The organism is Rhodopirellula sp. UH5, assembly GCF_056839225.1.
In genome coordinates this window covers 5,913,975-5,931,655 of sequence record NZ_CM166390.1, presented here as the reverse complement: position 1 = coordinate 5,931,655, position 17,681 = coordinate 5,913,975, and the positions used below count along the sequence as shown (strand labels likewise).

Below are 17,681 nucleotides of genomic sequence, written 5' to 3'. Positions count from 1 at the left end.
AACCGCGGAGAAGGCAATTGAAAAAGTTAAATTGACAATTGTAAATTTCAAATTGTTGGTTGAAGGGCAGCTACTTCGGGTTTTGGAGATTTGCTTTTGCCGTCACAACAGATTTCCCAATGATGTTGCACAGTTGGATGCACTCATCGAGAAGCGGTTTGATGCGGTCATCGGAAAGCATCTCCGACTTTAGAATTAGCTTGACCCAAGTTCGCGATTCACGAAGTTCCTTCAACACGATCCCCAGCTTGTGAACAAAGTCCTTCTTGCTTTCAGCGGCACACGCTTCGGCATAGTTTGGTGCGGGCGAAGTGCCACTTCGCACCAGCTGGCCAGCGATGTGCCGCCCCAGGCGGGTCTCCGGCAACGCTTCGACCAATTTCCCGACGCGTGTCGCGAAATCCAGTAGCCGATCTTCTAAATCTTCACCACGCTGATCCATTGGGTCGCTCGCCGGCTGGAGAACAAACAAATTTACAATTTCCAATTGTCAATTTAACTTTTTCAATGCCCCAGATTGGCGGGTAGCGGTTCCGTCATTTTGCACCGCTTCCCCCGACAACTTCCGAGGGCGAAGAAAACGGGTTTTGGAGACATGGTTCCCAGGAAACTGGACTGGCTTAGAATCTAGGGCTCACGGCCACGAAATGGGGTCGTTTTTCGCCAGCCTTTCTCGTCATCCGTCTGATTTGAATGACTTCCGATCTCACTGCTGCCACTGATTCTCCCGCCGAGCCGCTTGATCGTTCCAAGTATCGGTTGTTGGTCGTCGACAACGAGGCTGCTCATGCGCGAGCGATGACGGAGAGCCTGGAAAAAGTGGGCTACGTTTGCGAGGTCGCGACCAGCGGCCCCGATGCCGCCGCTCTGATCCAGCGAGAAACGTTTGACATCATCATCACGGACATGGTGATGAACGACGTTGACGGAATGAAAATCCTCGCCTTGGCCAACGAACGGTTGCCCGAATGCGAAGTCGTGATGGTCACCGGCCATGCGACCGTGCCGATCGCTGTCGAAGCCATGCAGCTGGGCGCGTTCAACTTCCTCGAAAAACCGATCACGCCGAGCCGGTTGCGAGCCATCGTTGAAAAGGCCGCCGAGAACGTCGAACTGCGACGCCAAAACACCGAGTTGATGCAGCGACTCGATGAGCGATTTGGCTTTGAAGGCATCATCTACACCAGCAAGAAGATGCAGACGGTCATCGATCGTCTGCGTCGAATCGCGGCCACCGACGCAACCGTGCTGATCACCGGGGAATCCGGAACCGGCAAAGAGATGGTGGCGCAAGCGATCCACCAGAACAGCCCTCGGAAGAACAAACGGATCGTCGCGCTCAATACCCGGGCCGTTTCCGAAAACCTGGTCGAAAGCGAACTGTTCGGTCACGTCAAAGGCTCGTTCACCGACGCGGTGTCCGACCGGGAAGGGGCGTTCGAATACGCCAACGGAGGCACTCTGTTTCTGGATGAAGTCGGCGACATGCCGATGAGCACCCAGATCAAACTGCTGCGAGTGCTGGAAGAAAGCCAAATCACTCGCGTCGGCGGCAACAAATCCATCAAGGTCAACGTTCGCCTGATCTCGGCCACCAACCGACCGCTCGAAGAGATGATCGATGCAGGAACGTTCCGCAACGACCTCTACTTCCGACTGAAAGTCGTGACGATCGAACTGCCGCCGCTGCGTGAACGCCGCGACGATGTGATCACGCTGATGGACCATTTCCGCAAGATGTTCCTGCGGCGGCACGGGAAGTCCTCTGCCCATTTCACCCCTGCGGTGACCAAGAAGTTCTTCGCCTATGACTGGCCCGGCAACATCCGTCAGCTCCGGAACTTTGTCGAAACCATGGTGGTCCTGGACACCGATGGGTCGCTCGACGAAGACGACTTGCCACCTGAACTGATTGATGAGACTCCCCAGGAAGGCAGCGACGCGACAACCCCAGCCTTGATCGAAGGCTCCATGAGTTTCGTTGGAAAGCCGCTTGCCGAGATTGAACGCTGGGCGATCGAAGAAACGCTGAAGATGACCGGCAACAATCGCGAAGAGGCCGCCAAGATCCTTCAGATCGGCGCCCGGACCCTCTACCGCCGTCTCGACCAATACAAAAAAGATGAAGACGAAGCGAATTCCTAGACCAGCCTCTCGTCGCATCAACCAACTCTGACTGAAAACATTTCTCTCACTTCCAACTGACATCGGATCCAACATGCAACCTTTGCCTTTCCCTTCGTTGACGCTGACCGCCGAAGCCAAACTTGACCTCGCCAAAGCAGGTGTGTTGGTCCTCGGCGTCGAACCGGCCGGGGATTCGGAGGATTCATCCGACGGCAACGCAACTGCGAAGTGCGTCGCGCTCTCCACGCTGCCTGAATCGCTCGCCAAGACCGTGCAAAACGCGTGTGACTCCGGTCAAGTGAATGGCAAACCCGGTGAGCTGACCAGCTTCGCCACCGGCGACCCTCAAACACCTTGGATCGTGCTCGCTGGATTGGGTGCGAGCGACAAACGCACTCGCGGATCCGCCATCGAACTGGGCGCTGCGGTGGTTCGTAGCTTGGTCAGCAAACCTCGCCCGCAAATCACATTTGCCTTGGGCGAGGGTGTCGCCGCCGACAATCACGATGCGGTCGTCGCCGGTGCGGTCTCCGGTTGCGAAGGTCAGCACCTGTATCAACGCGAACCAGCCGTCTCGGTTCCCGACGCGATCGCGTTCGTTGGTTACTCAACCGAAGCCGTATCGCGTGGCGAAAAACTCGGCCAATCGATCAATCACACCCGGCGTTTGGTCAACGAGCCACCATCGATCATGAACCCAACGGGGTTCGCTCAGTACGCTGAAAAGATCGCCAGCGACTGCGGACTCAAGTGCGAAGTCTGGGACGAGAAAAAACTGGAAGTCGAAAACTGCCGCGCAATTTTGGCCGTCGGCCGAGCGTCAACCAGCCCACCGCGTTTGGTGATGCTGCGTCACGATGGCGGTGGCGACGAAGCCCCCCTCGTGATCGTCGGCAAAGGCGTCACGTTTGACTCCGGCGGTCTGTCACTCAAACCCAGCGATGGCATGGTCGACATGAAGTGTGACATGGCTGGTGCAGCAACCGTTGTCGGCGTGATGAACGCACTCGCAAAGCTGAAGGTGCCACGCAACGTCATCGGACTGTGTGGACTGGCCGAAAACATGGTCAGTGGCGACAGCTACAAACTCGGCGACGTGATCGAAACCCGCAGCGGAAAAACGATCGAGATCCTCAACACCGACGCAGAAGGCCGCGTGGTTTTGGCCGACACCTTGGACGTCGCGGTCCAACAAAATCCCCAAGCGATCGTCGACCTGGCCACGCTCACCGGAGCTTGCATGGTGGCACTGGGAATCGATGTCGCTGGATTGATGACCAACAACCAAGCCCTTTGCGACGCGGTTCAAAGCGCAGCGGAATCCGAGTGCGAACCCGTTTGGCAATTGCCGATGTTCTCGCTGTACGACGACAAAGTCAAAAGCAAGGTGGCCGACATCAAGAACGTCGGCGAAGGTCGCTGGGGCGGCGCCATCACCGCCGCGAAATTCCTGGAGAACTTTGTCGCCGACGTGCCTTGGGTTCACATCGACATCGCTGGCCCAGCCTTCGTTGACTCGCCCAAACCTCATCGCGACGCGGGTGCCACCGGCGTGATGGTACGAAGCCTGGTCCGCTGGATCGAAAACGCTTCGTAAGCAAAGGCCTCCGAGTCGTTCGGATGATCCCCGTCGCCGTGAAGCTTGCAACGTAGCCGGATTCGCCAAGAATTCGGTTCACGCCCGTAGGCCATGTCTCACATGGCGCCCACGCCGATGCTTTGGAACAAAGCGAGGCGTCAACGAACCGCTTTCGCGAGACCAACATGCACCGGCCAAGAACCATCGCCAGGTAAAACCTGGCCGACAGCAGCCACGTCAATTCGTAGCCGGATTCGCCAGAATTCGGTTGGCGCCCGTAGGCCATGTCTCACATGGCGCCCACGCCGATGCTTTGGAACAAAGCGAGGCGTCATCAAAATGCCGTCGCGAGACCAACGCTCACCGGCCAACAACCATCGCCAGGTAAAACCTGGCCGACAGCAGCTTCGAGTTGCATAACGCGAATTTTCGCGAGACCGAAAGACTGAGCGGTGCGGCGCAAGCCGCCCGGTGCGAAACCGGAGGGCTCGCGCCCTTCCGCTACTTTCATTCACGCATTCGGCTGCCCTATCAAGCAATCAACGGCTCGATCACCTTGCCGCCGAACTGGCTGAGTTGCTTGAAGCGGCCGGCGTGATAGTACGTCAGCTTGTTGTCATCGAGCCCCAACAATCGCAACAACGTGACATGGAAGTCACGAACCGGCCGCACCTCTTCCACGGCGGTCATCCCAGTCTCATCGGTCGCACCGATCGTGTGCCCCGCGTTGACGCCTCCACCGGCCATCCAAATCGTCATCGCGTTGGCGTTGTGATCGCGTCCGTACGCGGTTCCGCCTCGAACGCCGTTGTCGGGTGAGCGTCCGAATTCGCCGCACCACACGACCAAGGTGCTCTCGAGCAATCCGCGTTGCTTCAAGTCTTGGATCAATGCCGCAATCGGTTGATCGACACCTCGCACCAAATTCCCGTGAGCTCGTTCGATGTAATCGTGGCTGTCCCAGGTCCCGTTGTACAACTGAACGAAACGCACTCCCTTCTCGACCATCTTGCGAGCCAACAAACACTTGCGTCCGAACGCGTCGGTGGCATCGTTGCCAATCCCGTACATGGCGAACGTTTCCTTCGTCTCACCGGAAAGGTCCATTGCTTCGGGAACTTCCGTCTGCATCCGATACGCCAACTCATAACTCTCCAGACGCGCGGACAATTCATCCTGCTCGGGATGCTTGGCCGCATGTCGCTGGTTCATCCGTGCAAGCAGATCCAAATTCAATCGCTGCCGCGTTCGACTCACCCCGGCCGGTGGTTGCAGATCCAAGATCGGCGATCCTTTGGCTCGCAGGGGCGTGCCTTGATAGAACGCCGGCAGATAACCATTGCTCCAATTCGCCGCTCCGCCTTGTGGGTACGAAACCTCTGGCAACACGATGAACCCAGGCAGACTTTGGTTTTCGGAACCCAGCCCATAAGTCACCCAAGCACCGATGCCGGGATCACCGCCGAAGCGATTGCCGCAGTTCATTTGATACATCGCGGTGGGATGATTGACGCTGTCGACTTGGCACCCACGGTAGAAACAAAGCTCGTCCGCGACCTTTGGCAGATGCGTCCAGTTGTCCGCCATCGGCGCACCGCTCTCGCCGTGCCTCGAAAACGAAAAGGGGCTTTGAACGAAATAACGCTTGCCGCTTTCCATCGCGGATTTCTGTTGCCCTTGGCGAACAAACTCCGTCAAGTGCAACTGGTTGAGTTTGGGCTTGGGATCGAAGGTGTCGATGTGCGACGGACCACCTTCCATCATCAAGAAAATGCAGTTCTTCGCCTTGGCCGGAACATGCCCGGGCTTCGGCTGCATCGGTGCGGTTTGGCCATCTTGATCACTCATGTTTTCCGCGGAGGCTTCGTCCGCCAACATCGATGCCAGCGCGATCCCGCCCAGCGACGTTCCCATCCGAAACAAACTTTCGCGTCGTGGCATCACAAACATCACATCCACCTCATCAAGGACGAACCACGCCGAATGACATCAATCCACATAGACAAACTCGTTGCAGTTCAGCAGCACCAAACAAACGTCTGCCAAAGCCCACGTGTGCCGATCCACATCGGCCGGTTGCAAATCAGGTTGAAAGTCCACATTGGAGTGCAAGCGTTCAACAAACTCAAACTTCTCGCCCGTGTTCTCTTCCACCGCTTTGCGCACCACTTCCAAAGGCGGGCGGTCACGTTCGGGTGGCGACGCCGGAAGAATCTCTTGCACGTGAGACCAGTGCGTCACCACTTCCTCCACCTCTTCGCTCGATGGCGATCGAGACAACACCAGTTCAAAACACCGGGTGATCGCGTCCTCATCCGATTCCGTTTCGCGACGCGCCCGATCCGCGAGCGCCAAAGCACGAGAGTGCGTGCTTTGCCCATTGAAGAGGCTGAAGACTTGGGGCGTGACCGTGGAGGCGGAACGTCGCTCACAGGAGAAGTCGGGCGACGGCACGTTGAACACTTCCAAGAACGGATCGATCAATCCGCGAAGCTTCAACACATAGATGGATCGCCGATGCCGGTCCTCGGGTTTGGGATTAGGAACCCAAGCGGCGGCGAACGTCCCCATGACTTGCCGAGGCTGCAACGCTACCTCCTGATTGATCTCGGGACGACATGGGATGCCGCCCAACACCGGGCTCAGTTCTCCGGTCACGGCCAACATCGAATCCCGCAATTCTTCGGCACTCAACCGTCGCGGCTTGAACCCTTGATACGGCTGAGTCGATTCGTTGGAACTGGAACGACAATACACGTCCGAGTTCATGATCCGGCGATGCATCGCTTTGATCGACCCGTTCTCTTCCACCAGTGTGGCCGCCAACCAATCCAGTAACTCTGGATGCGTCGGCGGCTTTCCTGTGGCGCCAAAGTTGTTGGCGTTGCCCGCGATGGCGTCTCCGAAATGCCATTGCCACAAACGATTGACGATCACGCGGGACGTCAAAGGGTTTCCGGGTGCCGCCACCCAATTCGCAAATGCGGCCCGGCGTCCTTCGATGGCAACCGGAATGTCCGCCGGGACTTGATTCTCAATCACGCTCAGCACGCCAGGCGAAACCGCTTCACCGGCCGAAAAGGGATCCCCGCCGGTCAAGATCACGCTGGATTCCAGATCTCCCTTCGTCCACCGATCCTTTGGCATTCGAATCGGACTCATGACCGAAGTTCGCGAAACGGTTCGTCCGCTGTAGACAGCCAAAGCATACGGCTGGTAGCGATCTTGTACCCAACGCAAACGTTGCAGTCCCTTTCGGGCGACGCGTTCCTTCCCAAATTGCTCCGGTGTGAACCCGACCAACTTCGGCGGGTAGTCGCTCTCAGGAACTCCCGCCGCTCGCATCGCATTGCGAGCCGAGGTGAACAGCGATTTTGATTTCCCCTTGGATCGCAAACGTTTCAGTTCCTTGTTCCAAGCAGCCGGATCCTTGCCATTTTCCTGAAACCAAAGTTGCGAATTGTCCAAGAGCACCTGTTCGATTTCCTCAAGCGTCCGCTCGTGAATCTGCCTGGAACGATCGAGATAGCGTTTCTCATCAAAGCCAGCCAAGTTCTCTTCGTCTAAGAAATCAGCCTTTCGTTCGGCGAGCTGTGTCGTCGCAAAAACAGCTTGAACGGAGTAGTAATCCCGCGTGGGAATCGGATCGAACTTGTGATCGTGACAGCGGGCGCACTGCAACGAATGCCCCAAGAACGTTTCACCGACACTGTTGGTCACGTCGTCGAGGAACCTTTGACGAGCCACCTTGGCGACCTCCATCGAAGTCAACTCCCAAGGTCCCATCCGCAAAAAACCGGTGGCGATCAAACACTCGGGATCGTTAGGATCAATCTCATCGCCCGCGATCTGTTCTCGAATGAATTGGTCGTACGGTTTGTCTTCGTTGAAGGAGCGAATGACGTAGTCGCGATATCGCCACGCGTTCCCGCGTTCGAAATCATTCGCGAATCCGGAGGAGTCGGCGTAGCGAACGACATCCAACCAATGCTGAGCCATCCGCTCGCCGTAGTGAGGTGACTGCAGCAATCGTTCGACCAACTTTTCAAACGCCACACGGTCGTCGGCCGGGTCTTGGAGAAAACGTTCCACGTCCGAAGGCGTCGGCGGCAATCCGATCAAGTCATAGGTCGCGCGGCGAATGAGGGTTCGACGATCGGCACGCGGTGCCACGTCGGTCCCGTCAGCCAAGCCGTCTTCGATCAAGACATCGATCGGATTTCGATCCGTGGTTACTTCAGGCTTCTGCACCGGTTGATAGGCCCACAATCCGGCTGGGTCATACTTCCGGTTCGTCCAATGTTCATCGAGCCCACCGGAGGTTGCGACGGTGATGCCATCTTCGGCGGACCACTCGCTTTCATAGGCCGCTTGGATCTCGGCCACGCGATCCTCGTCCGGCCAAACCGCACCAGACGCAATCCAGTCTCTCAGCCATTCCAGTTGCTGCTTTGAAAGTTGCTCGGCTTCCTTGGGTGGCATCTCCGACCAATCACCGCTGGTTCGGGTCGAGGCCAGATACAAAGGGCTGTGTTCCGGCTCACCAGGAACAACCGCGGCTTCCCCGCTGTCGCCGCCATCTTCCAACCCAGCCAACGAACGCAAATCCAACGAGCCTTCGATCAAATCAGGGTCCTGCCCGTGACACCCCAAGCATTTTTCGCGAAGCAGCGGTGCCACGCGGCGAACAAACAACGCTTCGGATTCGGACACACGGGACGATTCTGCGATGTCATCGCCAAACAACTGGCCACCCAACGAGATCGCCAGCAACCACAACGCCAGCGGTTTCCTGATGGTCGTCAGAATGCGAACTCGCATGCGATTGTGGGCCACGGGTGAATGAATCCTTCGCGTCCTGCCAGACGCATCGGGCTTGAGTTTGGGAGGTCAACCGAACCCAACCAGGGTAACCCATGCTGACGCCTGATGCTCTATGGAGCCCTGTTGAACCGACGAAAAGGGCACTGAAAAACTGGCCCCATCCGACGCTTCGTAAGTTCTGTCCCAGACACACGATCGGTCAAACGAGCAAACCACTTTCGCGATTCCAGCGTCACTTTGGCATCACGTTCAAACGACAAGTCCGGCTCGGGGAATACGATGGTTGACCTCGATTGCAATTGTCCCCACACCATTCCGATCATCAGCCACTCCATGCACCATCGAATTTGGATTCTCCTCGCCGCCTGCCTGACGACTTGCTTTCCTGCATGGGCTCAAACCTCGAGCGAGTCTCGCCCCAACGTGATCTTGGTTGTGACCGACGACCAGGGTTATGGCGACATGTCATGCCACGGCAACCCTTGGCTCAACACACTCAACCTGGATCGCCTCGCATCACAAAGCGTGCGGCTGGAAAACTTTCACGTCGATCCGGTTTGCACGCCCACCCGAGCCGCATTGATGACGGGCCGCTACTGCACGCGAGTGGGTGCGTGGGCGGTCACCGAAGGCCGCCAGTTGCTCGATCCCGACGAAACAACCATGGCCGAAATTTTTCGCGACTCGGGCTATCGGACCGGCATGTTCGGCAAGTGGCATCTGGGTGACCCACCACCGTTTGCACCGCTCGAACGAGGTTTTGAAACCGTGGTGCGTCACATGGCGGGCGGGGCAGACGAGATCGGAAACCCGACCGGCAATGACTACTTCGACGACACCTACTACCGAAACGGAACGCCAGAATCGTTCGATGGATACTGCACCGACATCTGGTTCGAGGAAGCGATTGATTTCATCCAGCAGGATTCCGAACAACCATTCTTCGTTTACATCCCCACCAACGCGATGCACAGCCCCTACTTGGTGGCAGATCGTTATTCCGATCCATTCGAGCAGCAGGGCATCGAACCCCAACGTGCCGCGTTCTATGGGATGATTCAAAACTTTGACGAGAACCTTGGCCGACTCCTGAAGAAGCTCGACCAAGCCAACCTGCGTGAAAACACGTTGCTGGTTTTCATGAGCGACAATGGCACGGCGCAAGGAGCCAGCGAACAAGATCGCAAGGACGGATTCAACGCGGGCATGCGAGGCAAGAAGGGTTCGGTCTACGAAGGCGGGCACCGGGTTCCCTGCTTTGCAAGTTGGCCGGCGAAGTGGGACGGCAATCGTCCAGTCCACCAATTGACGTGCCATCGTGATTGGTTGCCAACTCTGATCGATCTTTGTGATCTGAAGCGACCGGCCGAAGTTTCTTTCGACGGGCGTTCGATGGCGGGACTGCTCGACGGCTCCTCCCAGCAGTGGCCTGAACGAACCCTGATCATTGAACGTCAATCAGACAACGTTGTCTCCGCAACGAAGACGCAGGGCAGGGCACAGCCACCGTTCGCTGTGCTGACAGACCGATGGCGATTGGTTCGCGACGAACTGTACGACATTCGAAACGATCCCGGGCAATTCAAGAACATCGCCGCCGAGCATCCTGAGGTGGTGCGTGAACTGCGAGCTGCATACGACACCTACTTTGAAGACGTTCACGGAAGCCGCAAGGACGTGGTTCGGTTCATCGTCGGCAAGGACACCACGCCCACACTGATCACGGTCCGAGACTGGCACCCGACTGAAGGCCGAGTGATTTGGAAACCGTCTCAATTGCCGGACAACGATCTGCTGATCAACGGTTTCTGGGAAATTGAAGTCGCGGAAGCGGGGCGATACGCCATTGAACTCAGGCGGTTCCCCGAGGACGCGTTGGCTCCCATCCAAGCCGACCAGGCTCGCCTTCGTGTGGATTCGATCGAGCAAGCTCAAACGCTGAAGCCGGAAGATTCATCCGTCACGTTCGAGATCGACCTTCCCGCTGGTCCGCATCGATTGCAAACCTGGTTGCGTGACGCGGCCAGCCAGAAAATCCGCGGGGCTTACTTTGTGGAATTCACACGCGTCGGGCCGAGCGATTTGTCTTCGCGTCGATGAAGGCAAGGTGGGACGGATCGAGTGTTCGATTTCGCCGGGCTTGGAAGCCCAGCGTACTGTTCTCGCTCGCGCCGGGCTTGGAAGCCCAGCGTACTTTGTCCGTACAATGGGCTTCCAAGCCCGTTGGTCCCACAACCCGATCTACGACTGCCTTCCAAGTCCGTTGAACCGACCAGCACAAATCACTCCTCCGCTGTCTCGCTTCCCTCCCCACTTCCTCGCGTGACTCATGCATTTGGCATCCTCCCTCGCATCACCTTCCATCCACAACCCAAGCCGCCGCCTGTGGATACTCGCCACACTCATCGCGTGCATTGCCAATCATGCGACGCCGGCAAACGCGGAAACGCAACCCGAGCCTTCCAAACCCAACGTGCTCTTCATTGCTGTCGACGACCTGGCATCCGCGCTGGGGTGCTACGGCGATGTGGTTGCCAAGACACCCAACATCGACCGCTTGGCAGCAACGGGAACCTGCTTCCGCCGAGCGTACAACCAACTGCCGCTTTGCAATCCCACGCGAGCGTCGGTGATGACGGGACTGCGTCCCGATCAAATCAAAGTCTACGACCTCGACCGACATTTTCGTGACGAAGTCCCAAACGTCGTCACGTTGTCGCAAGCGTTTCAACAAGCCGGTTACTTTGCCGCTCGAGTCGGCAAGATCTATCACTACAACGTGCCGGCCTCGATCGGAACGGACGGCTTTGATGACCCGCCCTCGTGGAACCAAACGGTCAATCCCAAGGGACGGGACAAAGTCGAAGAACACCTCATCTTCAATGCCGAACCGCACCGGAAGATCAGTGGTGCACTCAGTTGGTTGGCGGCCGATGGCGAAGACGAAGAACAGACCGATGGCATGATCGCGACGGAAGCCATCCGCATCATGCGAGAAAAGAAAGACGAACCATTCTTCTTGGGTGTCGGTTTCTTTCGACCGCACACGCCCTATGTCGCACCGAAGAAATACTTTGACATGTACCCGCTGGAGTCATTGCGATTGCCGTACGCTCCCGCTGGCGATCGCGACGACATTCCCACGGCGGCGTTCGCTCACAATTGCCCGGTTCCCAACTATGGACTCGATGAACCAACGCTGTTGAAAGCGACTCAGGCTTACTACGCGTGCGTGTCGTTTGTCGACGCTCAAGTCGGACGCTTGCTCGATGCACTGGAGGAACAGGGACTGGCCGACAACACGATCGTGGTGTTCTGGAGCGATCACGGTTACCACCTCGGCGAACACAACGGAGTCTGGCAGAAACGAACGCTGTTCGAAGAAGGAGCCCAATCGCCGCTGATCATTCGCGATCCATCGCAAACAGGACACGGATCCTGCAATCGGATTGTCGAGTTCGTTGACATCTATCCAACACTCACCGATTTGGCAGGCATTGAGTCACCGAGCGGATTGGCCGGTCGCAGCTTGAAACCTTTGCTGAACGATCCGGTCGCCCAGTGGAACGGGACGGCGATCACGCAAGTCTTGCGTCCTGCGGACGATCGATTGCCCGAGCAAGTGATGGGATGCAGCATTCGCACGCATCGCTATCGGTACACCGAATGGGCCGAAGGTCGGCACGGGGTCGAGTTGTACGACCACCAAAGCGATCCGAATGAATTCAAGAACCTGGCCGAGGATCCGGATGAACGGGCTCTTGCCGTCATCCGGCGATTGCGTCCGTTGCTGCGAGCCAAAGCGTCGGGTGAGATCCCGACGGTGCCGGTCAATCCGGCTCGGTTGTAGAGAGCATCGAGGCAGATATCGCCGGGCTTGGAAGCCCAGCGTACGTTTTGCTGGTCGCCGGGCTTGGAAGCCCAGCGTACTCTCGCTCGTACAATGGGCTTCCAAGCCCGTTGCACTCACGAACTACCGGCTCACTCGTCGGTGACGCAGCCTTCGCTGGCGCTCTTCACGCACTTGATGTACTTGTAGAGCGTTCCGCGGGTGGCTTTCAGTGCCGGTGCCGTCCACTTGGACCGGCGAGCATCCAACTCAGTCGCGTCGACTTCCAAATCCAACGAGTTGGTTTCGGCATCGATGGTGATGGTGTCGCCATCTTCGATCAACGCAATCGGACCACCGACTTGAGCTTCGGGGGTGATGTGGCCGACGATGAAGCCGTGGCTGCCGCCGCTGAAACGACCGTCGGTCAAAAGAGCCACGTCGCTTCCCAGACCGGCACCCATGATGGCACTGGTCGGGGTCAGCATCTCAGGCATACCGGGTCCGCCTTTGGGACCTTCATAACGGATGACCACCACGTCGCCTTTTTGAATCTGCTTTTGTTCCAACGCGGCCAGCATCAACTCTTCGCTGTCGTACACACGCGCCGGTCCGCTGAACTGCAAGCCTTCTTTGCCGGTGATTTTCGCGACCGCGCCTTCGGTTGCCAGCGAGCCCTTCAGGATTCGAATGTGACCTGACTCTTTGATCGGTTGTTCGACCGTGGCCACGATTTTCTGACCGGCCTTCAAACCGGGCAGATCGGCCAAGTTCTCGGCCAGCGTCTTGCCGGTGACGGTCATGTGCTCGCCTTTGATCATGCCCTTCTCGAGCAAGTACTTCATCACAGCGGGCGTGCCGCCGACGCTGTGCAGGTCCTCTTGCACAAATTTCCCGCTGGGTTTCAGATCGGCCAGGAAAGGAGTTCGATCGCTGACCGACTGAAAGTCCTCGATCGTCAGCGGCACATCGACACTGCGAGCCATCGCGATCAAGTGCAACACCGCGTTGGTGCTGCCGCCCAGTGCCATCAACGTCACCATCGCGTCTTCGAACGCGCCGCGAGTCATGATATCGCGAGGCTTGATGTCTTTCTTCAGCAGTTCGAGGATGGCCAGACCAGCGCGTTTGCATTCCTCTTTCTTTTCAGGGTGCTCGGCCGGGATGCTGGCGGAGTAGGGCAGGGCCATGCCCAAGGCTTCGATCGCAGTGGCCATCGTGTTGGCGGTGTACATGCCGCCGCAGGCTCCCGCACCGGGACAACTGTGGCGAACAATTTCGCTGCGTTCTTCTTCGCTGATTTGTCCCGCGATGTATTGCCCGTAGCACTGGAAGGCGCTGACGATGTCCAGTTTTTCATTCTTGAAATGGCCGGGTTTGATGGTTCCGCCGTAAACCATGATGGCAGGCCGATTCAGACGTCCCATCGCCATCAAGCAGCCAGGCATGTTTTTGTCGCAACCGGGCAGGGCGATCAGCGCGTCGTACCACTGGGCCCCCATGATCGTTTCGATCGAGTCGGCGATCAGGTCGCGACTCTGCAACGAGTAGCTCATCCCGTCGGTGCCCATCGAGATCCCATCGGACACACCGATGGTGTTGAATCGCATGCCGACCATGCCGGCGTCGGTGACACCGGCTTTGACGTCCGCGGCGAGGTCCAACAGGTGCATGTTGCAGCTGTTACCCTCGTACCACATGCTGCCGATCCCGACTTGCGGCTTGTTCATGTCTTCGGAGGACATGCCGGTGGCGTAGAGCATTGCCTGCGAGGCACCCTGGCTTTTCGGCTGGGTGATCTTGCTGCTGTACTTGTTCAGTGCATTGGAATCGGAATCAGGCTGAGTCGCGGTCATGAGATTGTTTTGGCAGGGGAAAGCGGCCGGAGAGGGGTGGCAACACCTTGAAAGGGTCAAAGAGTATGATCGGTGACATGAAAACTACAAAGATGGGGCAGTTCGCCTCACGTCCAACCCTGACAGCGGCGTCCCAACCTCCGTTCGGTATTGAGACCGGTTTCACTTCAAAGAAAACCTCTGGTCCACCCTGCCTCGCTGGACTTTCACCCGCGAATTCCCGGCGAACTCGCTGGGTGATGGCAATTCTGTTTGCCCTGGCCAGCACTTCGGTGGGGCAGGGCACACACGCTCAAGAGCGACCTGAATCGCTCGCACCCGCCGCGGCGCAGGCGATCGAGGACATCGGCGTCAGCGACGAAGAATTCCGCACCCGCAGCCGATCGCTGTTCGACGGTCAGATCCTGGCTGGATTCGAAGGAGATGCCTCCTGGTTCCGAATCGAAGACGAAGCGATCGTGGCAGGCCGACTGGATCAGCCAATTGCCAAGAACCAGTTTTTGGCCACGACCGAGAAGTTTGACAACTTTGAATTCCGAGCCGAAATTCGGATGCGTGGCGCGGGCCGAAACGCGGGCATTCAGTTCCGCTCGCGACGCCCAAAGAAAAGCGACCAGGTGCCACCGCACGAGATGATCGGCTACCAAGCCGACGCGGGATACTCCGCCCAGCGTTCGATTTGGGGTGCCCTGTACGACGAATCACGACGCCGCCGAATGCTGCAATTGCCCGAACCGCCATTCGAAGTCGAGTGGAAACGCACCGGCAACCAACCAGACTCGCTGGACCAACAAGACTCACAATCAGCCGCACCGGAACAAACCGACTGGATCGAGATGCGGATCGTGTGCCGGGGGCCTCGGATTCAAATCAGTCTCAATGGAACCCCGACGGTTGACTACATTGAAACGGAAGACGGGATCCCCCAAGTTGGCGTGATTGCTTTGCAAATTCATGCTGGCAAACCCGCGGAAGCTTGGTATCGCAACCTGCGCATTCTTGGACTGGATTGATGGCAGCCGACATTCGATTTATCTACTTCGACCTCGGGAACATCTTGGTCTCGTTTGATCGCAATCGAGCCAACGACAATGTGGCCGATCTGTTTGGTGGTACCCGCGAAGCCTCCGACGAAATCCTGCATGCGAGCGGATTGCAGAACCAATTGGAAACCGGGGTGATCACGGAAGAAGATTACGCGCAAGCCATTCGCGACGCCTACGCGACGTTGGTGGATCCCACCGGAATGGTGGCAACCGGCGACATCATGCGTGCGATCAGTGACATGTTCACTCCGATCGAACCGATGGTTGCCGCCTTGCAATCATTGCGTGACGCGAACGTCCCGATTGGAATTCTCAGCAACACCTGCGAGGCTCACTGGACCTGGGTCAACGGCCGTGGCTGGGAAATCATGAGCGGCCCCTTTGAAGTGCAGGTTGTCAGCTACGAGGCCCGGAGCATGAAGCCGGATCGCCTGATTTATGAAACAGCGATGAATTTGGCCAGCGAGTGCTTGGCAACCAGGCAAGGCAAAGACGACAATGTCGCGTTGCGCCCAGAAGAAATTCTCTTCGTCGACGATCGTCCCGAAAACGTCGACGCGGCACGCTCTCACGGATGGAAGGCGGAAGTGTGTTTGGGTGGTGAACAAGCCATCGATGTTTTGCGACGACACGGATTCGATATCCCTCTCGCATCCACCGCCTAGGAATTCAGCGTGAAGAACATGGACAATCCACTCACACCGCGAAGCACCGCGACCGCGCCGCACATCAGTGCTGCGAACCCGCACCTCAACACGGCGACCTCGCACATTGCAACGTCGCTGGACAATTCGCCGCGAACGGTGGCGGCGATTGACATCGGTGCGACCAGTATCCGGATGGCGATCGCAGAGATCTTGCCCGACGGCAGCGTGCGAACTCTGGAGTCGTTGCTGCAACCAGTCGACTTGGGACGCGACGCCTTTGAAACGCGACGCCTGTCACGCAAAGGCATTGAACGAGCCGCGGCGGTTTTGAGACGTTTCCGCCGAGTCCTGCGGGAATACGGCATCGATTCGACCAACGACATTCGCGTCGTCGCCACCAGTGCAGTTCGAGAAGCCAGCAACCGCGTCGCGTTCATTGACCGGGTCTATGTGGCCACCGGCTTGGACGTCGAGCCGATCGATGAAGCCGAGGTGAACCGGATCACCTACATGGGCATCACGCCCCAGTTGATGGCTTTGGCAGAAACAGCCGAGAGTAAATCGTTGGTCGTGGAAGTCGGCGGCGGCAGCACCGAGTTGCTCGTCATTCGTGGTGGCAATGTGCTGCACAGCGAATCATTCCGGTTGGGATCGTTGCGATTGCTGCAGACGTTGGACGCGTCCGGTGCCCGCGGTGTTCGCTGGCGTGAACTGCTGGAAACCCACATCCGCCGAATCCTCGTTCGAATCAGCGAACAAGTTCGCACCGACATCCAGCTGAACTTGGTCGCACTGGGTGGCGACATTCGTTTCGCCGCTCATTGTTTGATCGAAGATTGGGACGAGACCTCACTGGCTCGCATTCCGGTCGACAAGCTCGAAGAACTGACCCAGCAAATCCTCGAAATGGGCGAGGACGCAGTCGTCAAAAAGTACGGTGCGACGTTTGTCGAAGCGGAAACGTTGGCGCCGGCCTTGCTGGCTTACACGATGCTGGCACGACACTTTGAGCTCAAGCACATCCTGGTCAGCGACATCAACCTGCGAGACGGGTTGCTGGCCGATATCGTGCAGGGTGGCAATTGGACCAGCGAATTCCGCCAGCAGATCGTTCGCTCAGCGGTTTCGCTCGGACGAAAGTACCAAATCGACGAGACCCATTCCCGAGCCGTCGCCGAGTTGGCTCGCCGGTTGTTCGAAGAACTGACCAAAGAACACCAGCTGGACGCCCGCTACGAAGTGCTGCTGTACGTGTCCGCGTTGCTGCACGAAGTCGGCTTGTACATCAGTCTGCACAGCAATCACAAACACGCTTATTACATCATTCGCAACAGCGATCTGTTTGGCTTGTCACAACAAGAACTGAGGCTGGTTGCGTTGGTTGCCCGGTACCACCGGCGTGCCTCACCACAATCGAACCACGAAGGTTACGGGTCGCTGGATCGACACGACCGAGTCGCGGTGGCCAAAATGGCTGCGATTTTGCGACTCGCGATCGCGCTCGATGACACTCGCAGCGGCCGAATTCGCGAGATCAATCTCTCCCAAGAAGGCAAGCGATTGGTCATTTCCGCACCGGGAGTGGACGACGTGTCGCTGGAACAAATTGCCATGCGAAGTCAGTCGGGGTTGTTCCAAGACATCTTCGGCAAACCCGTTCTTCTGCGTCCCGAGGTGAAATGATGTCGGAGCAGCGTTCCCCCAACCCAAACGCCTCCCGTTGCGGCAACGCTGTCGCAATCGCGTCTCGCAAGAAACGTTTGGCATGCCACG

General features: G+C 57.7%; 12 protein-coding genes. 8 read left to right on the top strand and 4 right to left on the bottom strand.

The genetic code is table 11. The features are described from left to right. Positions 1 to 70 precede the first annotated feature (70 nt). Positions 71 to 472 (bottom strand): four helix bundle protein, encoded by a 402-nt coding sequence (locus tag UH5x_RS21045; RefSeq protein WP_482633573.1) that lies wholly within the window; start codon positions 470 to 472, stop codon positions 71 to 73. Positions 473 to 693: 221 nt separating this feature from the next. Here UH5x_RS21045 and UH5x_RS21040 point away from each other — a divergent pair, with 221 nt between their 5' ends. The 3 genes from UH5x_RS21040 to UH5x_RS21030 all read left to right on the top strand — a co-directional run bounded on the left by UH5x_RS21040 (position 694) and on the right by UH5x_RS21030 (position 4,126). Then, entirely contained in the window at positions 694 to 2,145 is a 1,452-nt protein-coding gene (locus tag UH5x_RS21040) for a sigma-54-dependent transcriptional regulator (RefSeq protein WP_047816052.1), read from the top strand. 73 nt (positions 2,146 to 2,218) lie between these two features. Next, a complete protein-coding gene (locus tag UH5x_RS21035; protein ID WP_482633572.1) occupies positions 2,219 to 3,724 on the top strand; it encodes a leucyl aminopeptidase in 1,506 nt (501 codons plus the stop codon). A gap of 93 nt (positions 3,725 to 3,817) precedes the next feature. Further along, on the top strand, positions 3,818 to 4,126 hold the full coding sequence (locus UH5x_RS21030; RefSeq protein WP_482633571.1) for a DUF1589 domain-containing protein: 309 nt from the start codon (positions 3,818 to 3,820) through the stop codon (positions 4,124 to 4,126). A gap of 111 nt (positions 4,127 to 4,237) precedes the next feature. Here the strand turns inward: UH5x_RS21030 and UH5x_RS21025 are convergent, their stop codons facing one another. Together UH5x_RS21025 and UH5x_RS21020 are read right to left on the bottom strand one after the other, a co-directional pair. Continuing rightward, a complete protein-coding gene (locus UH5x_RS21025; RefSeq protein ID WP_482633570.1) occupies positions 4,238 to 5,665 on the bottom strand; it encodes a DUF1501 domain-containing protein in 1,428 nt (475 codons plus the stop codon). A 30-nt stretch (positions 5,666 to 5,695) separates the two neighbouring features. Next, the gene (locus tag UH5x_RS21020; RefSeq protein ID WP_482633569.1) at positions 5,696 to 8,542 is read right to left on the bottom strand and encodes a PSD1 and planctomycete cytochrome C domain-containing protein; all 2,847 of its coding nucleotides are present in this window, start codon (positions 8,540 to 8,542) and stop codon (positions 5,696 to 5,698) included. Between the two features lie 267 nt (positions 8,543 to 8,809). On the opposite strand from UH5x_RS21020, the gene UH5x_RS21015 reads away from it, so the two are divergent. Together UH5x_RS21015 and UH5x_RS21010 are read left to right on the top strand one after the other, a co-directional pair. Then, a complete protein-coding gene (locus tag UH5x_RS21015; protein ID WP_482633568.1) occupies positions 8,810 to 10,630 on the top strand; it encodes an arylsulfatase in 1,821 nt (606 codons plus the stop codon). Between the two features lie 289 nt (positions 10,631 to 10,919). After that, on the top strand, positions 10,920 to 12,380 hold the full coding sequence (locus tag UH5x_RS21010) for a sulfatase (protein WP_482636048.1): 1,461 nt from the start codon (positions 10,920 to 10,922) through the stop codon (positions 12,378 to 12,380). Between the two features lie 131 nt (positions 12,381 to 12,511). On the opposite strand, the gene ilvD is transcribed toward UH5x_RS21010, so the two are convergent. Then, positions 12,512 to 14,215: a dihydroxy-acid dehydratase gene (gene ilvD / locus UH5x_RS21005; protein WP_482633567.1), complete on the bottom strand. Its 1,704-nt coding sequence runs from the start codon at positions 14,213 to 14,215 to the stop codon at positions 12,512 to 12,514. A gap of 239 nt (positions 14,216 to 14,454) precedes the next feature. Here ilvD and UH5x_RS21000 point away from each other — a divergent pair, with 239 nt between their 5' ends. Genes UH5x_RS21000 through UH5x_RS20990 form a run of 3 tightly spaced genes read left to right on the top strand, consistent with a single transcriptional unit; the run spans position 14,455 to position 17,591 of the window. After that, complete coding sequence (locus UH5x_RS21000; RefSeq protein ID WP_482633566.1) at positions 14,455 to 15,228, top strand: 3-keto-disaccharide hydrolase; 774 nt, start codon at positions 14,455 to 14,457, stop codon at positions 15,226 to 15,228. After that, positions 15,228 to 15,926 (top strand): HAD family hydrolase, encoded by a 699-nt coding sequence (locus tag UH5x_RS20995; RefSeq protein ID WP_482633565.1) that lies wholly within the window; start codon positions 15,228 to 15,230, stop codon positions 15,924 to 15,926. The genes UH5x_RS21000 and UH5x_RS20995 overlap by 1 nt, the downstream gene beginning before the upstream one ends. 18 nt (positions 15,927 to 15,944) lie before the next feature. Further along, positions 15,945 to 17,591, top strand: coding sequence for a Ppx/GppA phosphatase family protein (locus UH5x_RS20990; RefSeq protein WP_047813186.1), 1,647 nt, complete (start codon positions 15,945 to 15,947; stop codon positions 17,589 to 17,591). Positions 17,592 to 17,681: the final 90 nt, after the last annotated feature.